The organism is Traorella sp. mt218 (assembly GCF_055420025.1).
Map to the genome: position 1 here is coordinate 54,291 of NZ_JBVAYM010000014.1, position 15,373 is coordinate 69,663.

General features: G+C 38.5%; 11 protein-coding genes. 4 read left to right on the plus strand and 7 right to left on the minus strand.

Going from position 1 to position 15,373, the window contains the following annotated elements; translation table 11 throughout:
* Position 1: 1 nt before the first annotated feature.
* Positions 2–1,384, minus strand: a complete 1,383-nt coding sequence (locus ACZYT3_RS08380) for a TldD/PmbA family protein (protein ID WP_294561155.1) — start codon at positions 1,382–1,384, stop codon at positions 2–4.
* A gap of 261 nt (positions 1,385–1,645) precedes the next feature.
* Between ACZYT3_RS08380 and ACZYT3_RS08385 the strand changes: the two genes are divergently transcribed.
* Complete coding sequence (locus ACZYT3_RS08385; protein WP_464088319.1) at positions 1,646–2,527, plus strand: HAD family hydrolase; 882 nt, start codon at positions 1,646–1,648, stop codon at positions 2,525–2,527.
* Positions 2,528–2,549: 22 nt separating this feature from the next.
* On the opposite strand, the gene ACZYT3_RS08390 is transcribed toward ACZYT3_RS08385, so the two are convergent.
* Positions 2,550–4,508, minus strand: coding sequence for an alpha/beta hydrolase family protein (locus ACZYT3_RS08390; protein WP_464088320.1), 1,959 nt, complete (start codon positions 4,506–4,508; stop codon positions 2,550–2,552).
* A 187-nt stretch (positions 4,509–4,695) separates the two neighbouring features.
* Between ACZYT3_RS08390 and ACZYT3_RS08395 the strand changes: the two genes are divergently transcribed.
* Entirely contained in the window at positions 4,696–4,845 is a 150-nt protein-coding gene (locus ACZYT3_RS08395; protein WP_464088321.1) for a hypothetical protein, read from the plus strand.
* Positions 4,846–5,102: 257 nt separating this feature from the next.
* Here ACZYT3_RS08395 and ACZYT3_RS08400 read toward each other — a convergent pair whose 3' ends face one another.
* The 4 genes from ACZYT3_RS08400 to ACZYT3_RS08415 form a co-directional block, all read right to left on the minus strand.
* Entirely contained in the window at positions 5,103–7,517 is a 2,415-nt protein-coding gene (locus ACZYT3_RS08400) for a glycogen/starch/alpha-glucan phosphorylase (RefSeq protein ID WP_464088322.1), read from the minus strand.
* 161 nt (positions 7,518–7,678) lie between these two features.
* Positions 7,679–8,647: a RhuM family protein gene (rhuM, locus tag ACZYT3_RS08405; protein ID WP_464088323.1), complete on the minus strand. Its 969-nt coding sequence runs from the start codon at positions 8,645–8,647 to the stop codon at positions 7,679–7,681.
* A 260-nt stretch (positions 8,648–8,907) separates the two neighbouring features.
* Complete coding sequence (glgB, locus tag ACZYT3_RS08410) at positions 8,908–10,746, minus strand: 1,4-alpha-glucan branching protein GlgB (RefSeq protein WP_464088324.1); 1,839 nt, start codon at positions 10,744–10,746, stop codon at positions 8,908–8,910.
* Between the two features lie 16 nt (positions 10,747–10,762).
* On the minus strand, positions 10,763–12,451 hold the full coding sequence (locus tag ACZYT3_RS08415) for a phospho-sugar mutase (protein ID WP_464088325.1): 1,689 nt from the start codon (positions 12,449–12,451) through the stop codon (positions 10,763–10,765).
* A gap of 144 nt (positions 12,452–12,595) precedes the next feature.
* Between ACZYT3_RS08415 and ACZYT3_RS08420 the strand changes: the two genes are divergently transcribed.
* Positions 12,596–13,954 (plus strand): MATE family efflux transporter, encoded by a 1,359-nt coding sequence (locus ACZYT3_RS08420; protein ID WP_464088326.1) that lies wholly within the window; start codon positions 12,596–12,598, stop codon positions 13,952–13,954.
* Positions 13,955–13,966: 12 nt separating this feature from the next.
* On the opposite strand, the gene ACZYT3_RS08425 is transcribed toward ACZYT3_RS08420, so the two are convergent.
* The gene (locus ACZYT3_RS08425; RefSeq protein ID WP_464088327.1) at positions 13,967–14,509 is read right to left on the minus strand and encodes a TetR/AcrR family transcriptional regulator; all 543 of its coding nucleotides are present in this window, start codon (positions 14,507–14,509) and stop codon (positions 13,967–13,969) included.
* 100 nt (positions 14,510–14,609) lie between these two features.
* On the opposite strand from ACZYT3_RS08425, the gene ACZYT3_RS08430 reads away from it, so the two are divergent.
* Positions 14,610–15,359, plus strand: coding sequence for an SDR family NAD(P)-dependent oxidoreductase (locus ACZYT3_RS08430; RefSeq protein ID WP_464088328.1), 750 nt, complete (start codon positions 14,610–14,612; stop codon positions 15,357–15,359).
* Positions 15,360–15,373 lie beyond the last annotated feature (14 nt).

The window sequence follows — 15,373 nt, forward strand, 5'->3', positions numbered from 1 at the left end:
CTTACTCCCTTCCTCCTACGATCATGCTGCTCACACGAATTGCAGGCTGTCCGACATCTGTCGGAATACTGCCACTGCTGGCACCGCACATTCCTTGGGCACGCGATAGATTCTTGCCGACACGATCAATTTTCAAAAGTGTTTCTGCACCATTGCCGATCAGGCTGGCACCCTTCACCGGCTTAACGATCTTGCCATCCCGGATCAGATACCCTTCCTGGACGGCAAAGTTAAAATCACCGGTGCTTGGATTAACGCTGCCACCGCTCATGGACTTACAGTAAAGACCATAAGCCGTATCCTTGATCATATCCTCCAGCTCATCTTCTCCCGGCAAAATAAAAGTATTGGTCATACGGGATGTCGTTTCATATTTATAAGACTGTCTTCTTGAGCTTGAAGTAGATGGCATATTCATTCTTCTGCCATTCAGGCTATCCACCATATATCCTTTTAAGATACCTTTTTCAATCAATAAATTGCGTTTTGTGAAATTTCCTTCATCATCAATATTCGCAGAACCCCATGCATTCGGAATCGTACCATCATCGACTGCACTGACTTTTTCATTGGCAATCTTTTCATTCAGCTTGCCGCAGAATACCGACTGTCCTTTCGCAACCGCACTTGCTTCCAGTGCATGTCCGCAAGCTTCATGGAAGATCACACCACCAAAGCCATTATCAATGATGACCGGCATCGTTCCGCTTGGACACTCATCCGCAAACAGCATTGTCTTAGCAATACGTGCCGCCTCACGACCGGCTTCCTCCACATCGATCTCATCATAAAATTCCAGACCTTTGGATGCTCCGGGACCATAAAAGCCCGTTTCCATCTTATCGCCCTCCATCGCAATCGCCTGCACTGCCAAACGAGTACGAATACGAGTATCACGAATATATTTTCCTTCGGTATTCGAGATCGCTACTTCCTGCTTTTCATCCAAATAAGAAGCCATGACCTTTTTGATCACTTCATCATAGTTCATTGCTGCCAATGATGCCTTGCGAGCAAGTTCGATCTTCTTATCACTTGATACATTTTCCGGATCGATCTTGATCGGATGTTTGTTTTCATAGACAACTTCTTTTAATTCAAAGGTTATTTCTTTTCTTTCACCTTCAAATGACTGGGCAAGCTTTTCAGCCATATGCATCATATTTTCCATAGAAGTATCATTGGAATAACCATAGACCGATTCATTTCCATGAAAGATCCTGATTCCGGCTCCATAAATCATGCCGCTGTTTGCATTATCCACTTTCCCGTTTAAAAGAGAATATTGATGCGTTACCTTTCTTTCTTCAAATATTTCCGCATGGTCACCTCCGCTTGATAAACAAGCTTCTAATATCTCATGCAGCTGAGCTTTTTCAAGCATATCATCACCTCTTGCCTTCATTATACCAAACTTCATTCGAAAGTATTTACTTTTTCTCTCAAAAAGTTATAATTTATTAACAAGGAGTGATGCTTATCAAACGAAAGGTCAAAGCAATTATATTACTGCTCATCTGTGCTGCCATGGTCATCGGACCTATTATTGGATATTTATTATAAAAGGCTGCTGTTTTTCCGGTATGGAAAACAGGAGTTTTTTTTGATATGATACTTTTAGATTTTAAAAAGGAGAAAATGATCTATGTCTATAAAGCTTATCGTAACTGATATGGATGGAACCTTGCTGGATTATAAGGATGAAATCAGCATGGAAAATATTCAGGCCTTGATGACCGCCCAGCAAAAGGGCATTCAGGTCATCCTGGCAAGCGGGCGGAGTCATCGCCGTCTGCTTCCTTATGCCCAAAAGCTTCATCTAAATGAATATGGCGGTTTACTGATCGAAGTCAATGGGATGGCCATCTATGATCCTAAAACTAATAAAAGAAGGATCTTTCAACAGCTGCATCGTGATGAAGTCCTGGATATCTGCAATTATCTGTCAGCCTTTGATGTTGAGATACAGGTATATTTTGATGATGGCTTTTATTGTTATATCCCGGATGTTTTATATATTTATAAAAGAGAAGAACGGGAAAGAAGAAAGCTGCCGGATGATTATCCTTGGGTCCGTGGGGCATGGAGCTGGATCAGTGATAATCGAAGCGGCTATCCCAATCAGAAACTGATCAAGAATTTTCAGGAAATTGACAGAGATAAGCTAAATAAGGTCAATATAAGTCATAATGCCGATTATTTGGATCAGATCGAAGCCACGATCAAAAATGATTTAAAAAATTATCAGGTCGTGCGTACTTGTCCGAGAATGCTTGAGATCACACCTAAGAACATCAGCAAAGGCCAGACCTTAAGAAGATATATGGAAGAAGCAGGTTTATCAAAGGATGAGGTAATCGCTTTTGGTGATGGTGAAAATGATGTAGATATGTTTAAAGCTGCAGGTATTTCAGTAGCTATGGATAATGCCGAAGAAAGGATCAAAAAAGAGGCCACATATGTTACCTGTGCCAATACCCAAAGCGGAGTTGCAAAGGCACTATACCGATTTGTGCTTCATGAATAAAAGGAAGGATCAACGTCCTTCCTTATTTTAAATATTTTTCCATCCAAGCCGTAATCTCTTCTAATCTTCTTACACGGTGCTTTGGTTTGCCACTGCGGCTGAGCTCATGATTTTCACCATGGAAAAGAACAAATCGAGCCTCAATTCCTAAATCAACCATTGCCGTATATAATTGCAAGCCCTGTTCCAGCGGACAGCGATAATCCTGATCACTGTGGATAAAAAGAGTCGGTGTTTGAATATTCTTTGCATATTTCAACGGTGAATGCTCCCATAATTTTTCATAAGAATCAAAGATGTTGCCATGTATCTGATCGGATGCAAAAGTATGTCCGATATCACTGGTACCATAGAAGGAGATCCAGTTACTGATGGAACGCTGTGTTGCCGCACATGCAAAGCGATTCGTATGAGAGATGATCCAATTTGTCATGAAACCACCATAACTGCCGCCGGTAACACCTAAACGAGCTTTATCAATAGCCGGATACTTTTCAAGCACAGCATCGGTAAACTTCATCAGGTCATCATAGTCGATCGTGCCATATTTACCAAATATATCCATAAACTCATTATCTCGGCCATCACTGCCTCTTGGATTGGTAAAGAACACAAAATAACCAAGATTGGCCCATACCTGCATTTCATGGTAGAACACCTTGCCATAAGCTGTTTTAGGGCCGCCATGAATATCCAGAATAGCCGGATATGTTTTATTTGGATCATAGTCAACCGGTTTTAAGACCCAGCCAACAAAATCAATTCCATCATTTACAAATCTTACCTCTTCATAATCGCTCACATATTTATTTTTCAAGACATCCTCATTCAGACAGGTTTTCTGAATGACCTGAGCATCCTGATATTCATAAACCTCCTGTAATTTGCCATCCTTCATACCTACAAACATAAGCTTACCGTCACAAACATCAAAGCAATCAACACTGCCGCTGATATGCACGACTTCTTTGCATTGCTTATCGGCATTCAAGGACATTATGACACTATCTTCATTGACAGTCGAAATATAATAGAGGATATTTTGATCTGCTTTCATAAAAATTCCTCCACCATAGCGGCAGTCACTGCCTACGCTTCCCCAAAGGCTCATCTCATTGTCATAGAAAAGAGAAATATTTCCTTGATCATCCAATAAGAAGAAACGCTCATTCTCATTTCTTCCATGCTTCCATTCACAATTTCCTATGAATAAAATATGATCATTAAAGTAAAAGGCATCGGAAATCTGATACTCCTTTTCAGGAAGCAGGACTGATGTAGACTTATTTTCAAAAGAATAAACCTGGATACTATTTTTATCCGTTGTTTTCTTTAAATCCTCATTCGCAACAAACAAGACCTCATTCTTCTCTTTATTCAACCGATAGGATGATACATTGATCTCATCTGATGTGATTGCTGTTAATTCATCAACAGAGGCATCATAAAGATATAAACGGATGATCGTATTGCTTACAAAACCGGCACCATTGAAATAAAAAGGAATTTTCGTGAAAACCTCATAATCCTCATCTTCTTTTTTGCGCTTAAGACGTTCTTCTTTAATCCGGCAATCATCCCCATAAGAATAGTCTTTATCATATCGCACAGCTAATAAATACACATCCTTTGAGATACATTCAAAAGAAGCAACTACGAACGGTACATCAAAAGCCTTGATAGCTTCTCCTCCATCTAATGAAATCTTATAAAATGAAGTTTTTTCTTCTTCATCTTTTGATGCTTCTCGATGACTGATAAATAAAAGCGTTACCGGATCGATAAATTGAAATTGTCCATCCTTACCACTTTGAGTAAGCGGACGACATTCACCATCCTTCAACATATACAAATTATTGCGATAGCTGTTATTTTCCTCATCACACTCATGAAGTGCAAATACACAGCTGCCATCTTGACCAAGCTTCAGATTACTGATGAAACGGTACTTTAAAAAATCCTTCAATGCTAATTTTTCCATATCAAGCCCTCTCTTTTTTAAACATTATACTCTCAAAATACAAGGATGAAAAGTAACACCTTCATATCAAAAAAAACTAGTAATAAAGTAAGATTTATTTGATTATAAGGTTCATCATTCACTTTGTATTTACATCCAAAATACGGCGTGTTAAAATGAAATCAGAGGAATGGAAAGGAAGGGACATATGTTCATTAACAGAAATATAAGACAGGTATGCATCATTCTTGAAACAAACAAAATCTTAACAGAAGTTAAGATACATGCGAATGAAACAAAAAATCTGATTTCAAGTTTTACTTTAAGCAGCCAACTCAGCTGTCGTATGGAAATTTGAGGTGGAAGTATATGACTCCTAAAAATGTATTTAGAATCATATCTGCCTTTATTTTAATCATATTGGTTATTTTATACGTCACCGGCAACATTTCCCGAAATTATGCAGATATCGTCATTTTCACATGTCTTATCATATCTTTCGGCAATGCCTACATACAGATAAAGAAGATATAATATAATATTATTCACAAAGGTTTGGAGTTATTTCCAAATCTTTTTTCAGTTTTCATATAAAAAGACCTCTATGACAGAGGTCTACTTAACTGTGATCTTATTTAAATGCCAGATATCCCGTACATATTCCTCGATCGTTCGATCGCTTGAGAAATATCCGCTCTTTGCGATATTCACCAAACACATCTTGGCCCAGTGATGACGATCTTTGTAATGCTCACGAATGCGTGCCTGAGTTGCCTGATATGCATCAAAATCAGCTAACAGGAAATATTCATCATTCTTAAACATCAATTCATCATAAATGATCTTAAACTCATCCCTGTTTTCAGCCCATGTACCATCGATAAATGAATCAACGATTTTCTTTAAATGCGGAATATGGTTATAGTAATCCCATACATTATAAGAATTTGCACGCTTCATCGTTTCTACATCTTCTACCTTTAATCCGAAGATCAAAGCATTGTCATAGCCGACACGGTCAACGATTTCCACATTGGCTCCATCCAGTGTTCCCAAAGTAATGGCACCATTCATCATAAATTTCATATTACCTGTACCGCTGGCTTCTTTTCCTGCCGTAGAGATCTGTTCGCTGACATCCGCTGCATTCATCAATATTTCCGCAATGCTGACACCATAATTAGGAATAAAGACAACTTTCATATATTGTGAAATTTCCGGATCATTATTCACCTTTTCGGCAATCGCATGAATCAGCTGAATGACTTTTTTCGCAAATGTATAAGCCGGAGCTGCCTTTGCCGCAAAGATAAAGGTACGTGGGAAGATCTTGAAATTCGGATCTTCCTTCATCTTCTGATACAGATAGATGATATGCATGACATTCAGGAGCTGACGTTTGTAAGCATGCAGACGCTTTGCCTGAACATCAAAAATTGAATTGATATCCACTTCTATTCCTGTTACCTCTTTGATATAAGCAGCCAAAATCTTCTTTCTTTCAAGCTTTACCTGTAAGAATTCTTCTTGGATCTGGACATCATCTACATAATTCATGAGTTTTTCCAGATCTTGCGGATGATCTATATAACTGCTTCCGATTGTTTTATCTAATAAGGCTTTTAATTGTGGATTTGAATATACCAGCCAACGGCGATGCGTGATACCATTGGTCTTATTATTAAACTTTTGCGGTTCGATCGCATATTGATTCTTGAAAACATCATTGATCAAAATCTGTGTATGTAAAGAAGCTACACCATTAACAGAATGAGAACCGATGATTGCAAGATGAGCCATATGTACCTGTCCGTCAATGATGATCCTTGTTGAATTAATCAGGTCAGGACGGTAATATTTATAGTTGAGATCGTAGCAGTAACGACGATCGATTTCTTCAATGATCATATAGATTCTAGGCAATAATGTCTGAATCATCTTCACCGGCCATTTTTCCAATGCTTCTGATAACACGGTATGATTGGTATAAGCCACTGATTCCTGAACGATCCTAAACGCATCATCCCATTCATACAGATAATCATCCATCAGGATACGCATTAATTCCGGAATAGCTAATACCGGATGCGTGTCATTTAACTGAATCGCATTCTTCTCTGCGAAATTATCCAACGTATCATACACACGAAGATGAGCTTTGATCAATGCCGTCAGACCTGCTGACACAAAGAAATATTGCTGTTTCAAACGCAGATATCTTCCTGCTTCTGTTGAATCATCCGGATAAACATTCTGATTGATTGCTATGACATCACGGATATATTCACTGAATTCCTGTGAATTAGATGCGTCTTCTGCCGGCTCAGCACTCCACAGACGAAGGGTATTCGTTAAATTCGTATTATGTCCTACTACTTCCATATCGTATGGAACGGCCTGAATGATCTGTGCTCCAACATGATTGATCTTCGCCTTTCCATAGATATCCATTTCCATTTCCACTGTACCATAGAATTTAACATTGACAGCATGTTTTGGTTTTCTTACTTCCCAAACATTTCCCAGCTTCAGCCACTGATCAGGGACCTCAACCTGCTTGCCATCTACGATCTTCTGTTTGAAAAGACCATATTCATAACGAATGCAGTTACCATGTCCTGCATATCCCAATGAAGCTAATGAATCAAGGAAACAGGCAGCAAGACGGCCCAAACCGCCATTACCTAAGCCAGCATCGCTTTCCATTTCTTCCAGCTCATTAATATCAATACCTAAATCATTCAAACCATCTTTGACGATATCATAGATGCCTAAATTCATCAGATTGTTTGTCAGTAATCGGCCAATTAAAAATTCCATAGAAAAATAATACATCTGTTTTTCATTTTTCTTGGCAATTTCTTCCTTGCTAGCCTTCCAATTCATAGCGGCATAGTCACGGATCATTGTCCCAAGTACCATATACTTTTCAGTGATGTGGGATTGTTCTATGGAACGGCCATATTTTGCGATAATTCTCGTTTTAAATTCTTCTTTAAACTCTTCCTTGTCTTTAAATTTATATCCCATAATTACCTCCCGTAGTGCTATGATTTTAACACTTTTTAGGCATGAAAAAAAGTCTTTTTTGCGATAAAAGACTTTTCATTAGGCTCTTTCATAATATTTTTAGCCCCTCATTGATGAAACACTGCTTACACCAACAATAAGAAATTATTTCCATTTCATTTTTATATGATCGATGGTACTAATAAATTCATGACGATATCAACCATCATCTCTTTTTCCTCCGGTTTCGATTCCGCAATCATCAATGTTATCGCCACCAAAGCATCATTACTTAAAACCATATTTCTATCAACATCAAATAATGCATGATTCCGATTTAGAAACTCAAGAAATAAAATAGCCGCCAGACGTTTATTTCCATCAAAATAAATATGATCTTTCACAAGCATATAAAGAAGATTTGCTGCTTTTTCTTCAAGAGTTGGATATAGTTCTCTTCCAAAAACATTCTGTTGAATCTGATCCAATATTCCTCTCAACATACCTTCACTTCTTTCCTTTCCAAATAGATCTGATTGCTTAGAAAACTTTGTTTTTTGAATCACTTCTCGACATTCATCTTCAGTTAAATAAGCAATGGTATCTCTTCCCTGAGGCTTAATAATCCGCTGATGATCATAATCATCCAAAAGATCTAATGCCTGAGAATAGGTTTCAATCACTTGAAGAATATCATTTGCTTCCAGTCCAGCCATATCAGCAATACCGGAAATAAGAGATTTATGTACTTCCAGCTTACGTTGAAGGGCAGCCAGTCTTTTTTCATTCACTGCATATCCCTGAACCATGTAATCCTTGAGAACTTTTGATGCCCACTTTCTGAAAGCTATCCCTTGTTTTGAATTTGTTCTGTAACCCACTGCTAAAATAACATCAAGACTATAGTATTTCACATTATAATCCTGTAAGTTCAATTTACCCATATGTGCAAAATTTGCACACATGCTTTCTTCATCAAGCTCACCTGATTTAAAAATATTTCTAATGTGTCTGCCCACAACTGTCCTATCAATATTAAATAATTCAGCAATTTGTTTTTGATTTAACCATACTGTATCTTTTTCAAGATCTACTTTTACATCTAATTTTAATTCTCCATCTACGAACTGAATCATTTCATTTTTGCTCATATTTTCCCTCACTTTCATTCAGATCATAAGATAAATCCAAAAATTTGAAACCTTATTCAATAATTTTATCTCTCCTTTCTATTATTCTTTCTATTTTCATTTTGTTTTTAATCCTGATATTCAAAATGAAACTATTTAAAGAATATTGATATTTTATATATATTAATTATATCATAATCTATTATATAATGATATATTTTTTGTAAAATTTTATGATTTTATAAAAAAAGAGCTATTTGTTTGATATAGCTCTTTCATAATCATACAGATTTTTTCGATTTTATTTCTTTCACTTCAAAAACGATGCCACTGAAAGGTGCAATTTCAATTTCACAGCTGTAATCTAAAAAGTTATGAGGTACTTTTTTCGTACGCAAAGCTTTTTTATTTCTAATGTTACTGCCACTATAAATATCTGTATCTGTATTCAATACTTCTTTCAGTGTTGAATTCTTTTCCACACCAATCCTGAAATTGGCATAATGATTTGGTGAAAAGTTTAAGACGATGATAAACTTCTGGTTCTCATTCATACGCTGATAGATAAACATATTATCAGCCTTATTGTCGGCATCGATCCATTTGAATCCCTCCCATGAATAATCAAGTTCATAAAAGGCAGGATTTTCGATAACTAACTTATTCAGATCAGCAATGTAATTGCTAAAGGAATCATGCATCGGATATTCCAACATGAACCAGTCATTTTCTTTCGTTTCATCCCATTCCCGAAACTGAGCAATTTCATTGCCCATGAAATTTAATTTCTTTCCCGGATGGGTCATCATATACATATACAAGGTTCTTGCCTGAGCAAATTTCTGTTCATAACTGCCCCACATCTTATCTATGATCGTATGCTTGCCATGAACGACCTCATCATGTGACAAAGGCAAAATAAACTTTTCAGAATAAAAGTAAGCCATGGAAAACGTCACCTGATTGTGATGATACTGGCGATAGATCGGATCCTTCTCCAAATACTTCAGCGTATCATGCATCCAGCCCAGATCCCATTTATAGTCAAATTCCAGACCGCCATCCCATGATGGAGCGCAAACTTTTGGAAAATCACTGGAATCTTCTGCAATCAGAAATGCTTCCGGATGAAGCTTATGGAGATTATTATTCATTCGCTTGATGAAATATAATGCCCCTTCATTCACACCTTTATCCTTATTGCCCTGCCAGAAGATCATGTTCGCAATCGCATCCATGCGCAAGCCATCCACATGGAAGATATCCAGCCAATAATTGGCCGCTGACATCAGGAAGGAACGGACCTCTTCCCGCCATAGATTGAAGTTGCTCGTGCCCCATTGAGAATTGGCATCATTATCATTGTCATACTCATATAAAGGTGTACCATCAAAATAATTCAAAGAGTAGTTATCTTTGACAAAATGTACCGGTACAAAATCCATGATGACACCGATATCGTTTTGATGCAGACGATTGATCAGCTTCTTTAAATCATTGATCTTTCCATAACGGCTCGTAACCGCAAAGTAACCGCTTGTCTGATAGCCCCACGAACCATCAAAAGGATATTCATTCAAAGGCATGAATTCTACATGCGTATAATTCATCTTCTTGACATAATCAATCAGCTCATCTGCAATCTCATCATACCTGAACCATTCACGGCCATCTTTCGGTTTTTTCCATGAACCGATATGCATCTCATAAATATTCATCGGCTGATCAAGATTACGCGTACGCTTTTTCATCCACCTTGAATCCTTGAAGACAGGTGTATGAATTTCTTCGATGATCGAGGCTGTATCCGGTCTTAGCTGTGAGTAAAAGGCATAGGGATCTGCTTTATCAGCCACATTTCCTAACGCCTGGACAATGCGAAATTTATATAGCTGCCCCTTTTTAGCCCCCGCAATAAAAAGCTCATAAACACCTCTTTCATCAATTTTCTTCATCTTTGATCCTTCACTGTCCGTCCAGTCATTAAAATCTCCGATGACATAAATATTCTGAGCATGAGGCGCATAGGTTCTGAAAACAACACCGTCATCTTCAATATGTGCGCCAAAATATTCATAGGCATTGCACATATTTCCTTCAAAAAATTCTTTTAAATCCATTGCTTTCACCTGCTCTCTATTGGATAGCATCAGACATTGCCTTCTGATAGGCAACCGTTTTATCTTTAGCCTCCTGAATGGAATTTCCTTTTACACAATAATAGAATTTACATTTTGGTTCAGTACCGCTTGGACGGACAGCCACCCAGCTGCCATCCTTGAGATAGAATTTCAATACATCAGATTGAGTAAAACCAGTTAAATCTCTTTCCTGTCCGTTTTCAACACGCTTCAGCGTCTTGTAATCCTCATATGCGACAACAGCAGTTCCTGCAATTTGTTCTGGTGTATGTTCACGTAACGTAGCCATGATCTCCTTGATACGCATAGCGCCTTGCTGCCCTGCTAAGGAAAGAGATGTCTGGCTTTCCTGATATGTACCCAATTCCTCATACAGACCATTCAGCACATTGACTAACGTTTTTCCTTGTGCATGATAATAGCAGGCTGCTTCCGCAAGCATCAAACAAGCCTGAGGTGCATCCTTATCACGTACGAATGGTGATATCAGCGATCCATAGCTTTCTTCATAGCCAAATACATATTCCTTTTCATGCGATACTTCATATTTCGCAATCTTTTCACCGATAAACTTAAAACCTGTCAATGTCTTTTCGGTTTCGACACCATATTTAGAAGCAATCTTCTCACCTAAATCACTGGTAACGACCGTATTGAACATTACTGCGTTTTTCGGCATTTTTCCTTTTTCAGTTCTCTGTGAGAAAATATATTCAATTAAAACAGATCCTGACTGATTTCCTGTCAAAAGAACATATTCGCCATGATGCTTAACGGCAACACCCATACGATCCGCATCCGGATCACAACTTAACACGATATCCGCATTTTCCCTTGCCGCATATTCCAACGCCAGGTTATAAGAAACCGGTTCTTCCGGATTCGGTGTCGGCGTATTTGAAAAATCAGGATCCGGCGTACACTGTTCCTCGACCGCTACATAATGATATCCCGTACGGTTATAAATTTCCTTCACAGGAATATTGCTCGTACCATGCTGAGGTGTAAAAATAATTTTGATCCCTTCTTTATCCACATCCGGATTCAGCTGAATCGCCAAAACATTTTTGTAGTATTCTTCATCAACCTCTTTCCCGATGATATGGATCAATGACTCATCGGCATTATCGGTCTGAATGGCCAGCTCATCTTCTACCGCATTGACAAGCGCAATCACTTTATTCGCCAAAGCAGGTACCAGCTGACAGCCTTTATCATCATACAGTTTATATCCGTTATATTCCTTTGGATTATGAGAAGCTGTGATCATGATACCGCCTGCACATCCTAAATGACGTACCGCAAAGCTTAATTCCGGTGTCGGCCGCAGACTTTCAAATACATAAGTCGTAATACCAAAAGTAGAAAGCACTTTTGCGCTGTCCATCGCAAATTCATGGGACATATGACGATTGTCATAGCCTATGGCAACACCCTTCTTCTTTGCATCTTCGCCTAAAGACAAGATATAGTTAGCAAAACCGACATTGGCTTTGCGAATCGTATGTATATTAATACGATTGGTCCCTGCCCCCAAAAGACCTCTCATACCTGCTGTTCCAAATTCAATATTGGTATAAAAAGCATCATTTTTTGTTTTTTCATCCATGTTTAAAAGCTCTTCTTTTAAAGCAGGATCAATATTCGGATGGTTCAGCCATCTATTATATTGTTCTAAAATCATATGATTCCCTCCTGATAGTTTTATTATACATCATGTGAAAGCGTTTTAGTTAAACAATTTTCTTTTTTTGTCCGTTTTCTCTTAAATCATATTCTGATTCATATTATTTTTCTGATATAATAAATACATTGCGAGGTGAATATCATGAATCAATCTGCTGATTTGGGACATGGTTCCGTAGGAAAGCTCTTATTCAAGCTTGCCTTGCCTGCCATTGTCGCACAGATCATCAACGTTCTATACAACATGGTCGATCGTATGTATATCGGTCATATTGAAGGTATCGGCGATGTTGCCTTAACAGGAGTAGGGGTGACCATGCCGATCATCATGGCAGTGAGTGCTTTTGCGGCACTTGTCAGCATGGGTTCTGCTCCAAGAGCCAGCATCATGATGGGGCGCAAGAAAAACGATGAAGCTGAGAATATCCTTGGCAACAGCTTTGTGCTGCTGATCGTCATTGCCATCATCACCACAGCCTTGATTCTTATTTTCGGATGGGATCTGCTGCTCTTCTTTGGAGCGAGTGAAAATACGGTACAGTATGGATGGGAATATCTTCAGATCTATGCGATCGGAACGATCTTTGTTCAGCTGACATTAGGACTCAACGCTTTCATCAGCGCACAGGGATTTTCTACCGAAGCGATGAAAACGATCTTGATCGGAGCCATCCTCAACATCATCCTGGATCCTATTTTTATGTTCCCGTTAAATATGGGTGTTCAAGGGGCTGCACTGGCTACGATCCTTTCCCAGGCAGTTTCCTGTGTATGGGTCATTCTGTTCTTATGTGGAAAGAAAACATCTTTGAAGCTGAGAAAAAAATATCTGACATTACGTCCGGCTGTTTTCCTTCCATGTATCGCTTTAGGACTATCACCTTTTATCATGCAGTTTACAGAAAGCGTCATCACAGTCTGCTTCAACACATCGTTATTAAAGTATGGAGGAGATATCGCTGTTGGTGCCATGACGATCCTTTCCAGCGTCATGCAGTTCTCCATGCTGCCGCTTCAGGGCATGACCCAGGGCTCCCAGCCAATCGTATCTTATAATTTTGGTGCCGGAAATTTAGATCGCGTGAAAAAAGCCTTTATGTATCTTTTGGCCGTTTGCATGATCTATTCTACGACGCTTTGGGCACTCAGCATCTTTACGCCGCAGCTGTTTGTCAGCATTTTTACCGATAAGCCTGAGCTTGCAGCTTATACGCAGAAAGCCTTGCGTATCTATATGGCAACAAGCCTTCTGTTTGGGGCACAGATTGCCTGCCAGCAAACCTTTATCGCTTTAGGCAATGCCAAGACCAGCGTTTTTCTGGCAGTCTTACGAAAAATTATCCTATTGATTCCTTTGATCTATATCTTACCGAATCTCTTTACTGATCAGGCAAACGCAGTATTTATGGCCGAACCGGTTGCTGATTTTATCGCTGTCTGTACGACCGTTACGATGTTTGTGATTTATTTCAAACGTTTATTAACTCAAAAAGCAAAGTAATATTTGCTTTTTTTACATTTTTAAACATTCTGAAAGAATCCGGGCGACCTTTCGGATCTCAAGTTGGCAATCCTGATCCACCCATTTTTTTAAAGTAATCGTAAAGCCTGCCTGATAACAGACAAAACGTAATGACATCACCTCTCCATCATAAATACCCCGCTCATGAAAATAAGGTAAGATGATCGTATCCCACATTTCTTTTAGACCGTCTTTTAAAGGAAAGTTCGTATTCATTTCAAAATAAAGTTTATAAAAATGCCTGTTTTCCTTTACATGCTCAGCAAAGATTTCATAAGAGCGAAATGACATAAATTCAATCCTCACAGGCTGGTTCTCATAGGTTTCGATTAATTGTTTAAATATCGAAGACTGAACATCCTCAAATAGTTCAACGATATCTTCATAATGCTGATAGAAAGTTGTCCGATTGATCCCGACATCACGACAAATCTGTGCAATATTCACTTTTTTCTTTTCATGAATGAGTTTCAAAAGCGTATCTTTGATTCGCTGATGGGTTTGTTGATAATGTTTATTCTTTTTATGATTCATAATGCCTCCAAATAATCAACATATGATGTTTTTTTGATGATTGATAAGATCATTTTAAAATCTTATAATGATTTTATCAAGAGCGAACGGAGGTAAAACAATGAATAAACATCTTGAAAACAAAGTCTTTTTGATTACAGGTGCCGCTAGCGGCATGGGAAAAGCAACCGTCACAAAATTTGAAGCTGAAGGTGCTTTGATCGTTGCGGTTGACCGCAATAAAGATGTATTGAATGTTTGGGGTGGACATGAACATGTAACACCTGTGATTGCTGATGTGACAGATCTGGATAATATCAAGAATATGATAAATATTATTAAAGAAACATATGGACATTTGGACGGTGTATGCAACATTGCAGGCATCAATGATCTCAGCTATCCGTTATTAGAAACTGATGATGAAAGATGGGATACGGTCATGAACATTGACTTAAAGGCTCCTTTCAGAATCCTTCGGGAAGCCATGCCTCTCATGATTGAAAATGGTGGCGGAAGCATCGTCAACATCGGTTCCTATGCAGCATTAAGAGGTAATCATGGACCTAGCTACACAGCTGCCAAAGCAGGATTAGAAGGCTTGACAAAAAGTATTGCTTTTAGTTTTGCGAAAAACAATATCCGTTGTAACATCGTTCATCCGGGAGGATGTGCGACTAATCTTACCCTTGGCGGTCAAAAATATCATGAAGCCCAGGAAAGCCTTTCAAATTTAATCAAGGCAATGCCGGTCAAGAGTTTTGGACAGCCTGAAGAAATTGCCAATATCTGTGCATTCTTATGCAGTGACGAAGCAACATGGATCAACGGAGCAGTGATTTCCGTAGACGGCGGTATGTCGGTTTGTTAATGAAAAATTCCTTT

What these genes read in the sequence shown, in the direction of transcription:
- ACZYT3_RS08425 (WP_464088327.1), bottom strand. Translation starts at nt 14,509, where the DNA reads ATGAATCATAAAAAGAATAAACATTATCAACAAACCCATCAGCGAATC.
- ACZYT3_RS08430 (WP_464088328.1), top strand. Translation starts at nt 14,610, where the DNA reads ATGAATAAACATCTTGAAAACAAAGTCTTTTTGATTACAGGTGCCGCT.
- ACZYT3_RS08380 (WP_294561155.1), bottom strand. Translation starts at nt 1,384, where the DNA reads ATGCTTGAAAAAGCTCAGCTGCATGAGATATTAGAAGCTTGTTTATCA.
- rhuM (WP_464088323.1), bottom strand. Translation starts at nt 8,647, where the DNA reads ATGAGCAAAAATGAAATGATTCAGTTCGTAGATGGAGAATTAAAATTA.
- ACZYT3_RS08415 (WP_464088325.1), bottom strand. Translation starts at nt 12,451, where the DNA reads ATGATTTTAGAACAATATAATAGATGGCTGAACCATCCGAATATTGAT.
- ACZYT3_RS08400 (WP_464088322.1), bottom strand. Translation starts at nt 7,517, where the DNA reads ATGGGATATAAATTTAAAGACAAGGAAGAGTTTAAAGAAGAATTTAAA.
- ACZYT3_RS08420 (WP_464088326.1), top strand. Translation starts at nt 12,596, where the DNA reads ATGAATCAATCTGCTGATTTGGGACATGGTTCCGTAGGAAAGCTCTTA.
- ACZYT3_RS08385 (WP_464088319.1), top strand. Translation starts at nt 1,646, where the DNA reads ATGTCTATAAAGCTTATCGTAACTGATATGGATGGAACCTTGCTGGAT.
- ACZYT3_RS08390 (WP_464088320.1), bottom strand. Translation starts at nt 4,508, where the DNA reads ATGGAAAAATTAGCATTGAAGGATTTTTTAAAGTACCGTTTCATCAGT.
- glgB (WP_464088324.1), bottom strand. Translation starts at nt 10,746, where the DNA reads ATGGATTTAAAAGAATTTTTTGAAGGAAATATGTGCAATGCCTATGAA.
- ACZYT3_RS08395 (WP_464088321.1), top strand. Translation starts at nt 4,696, where the DNA reads ATGTTCATTAACAGAAATATAAGACAGGTATGCATCATTCTTGAAACA.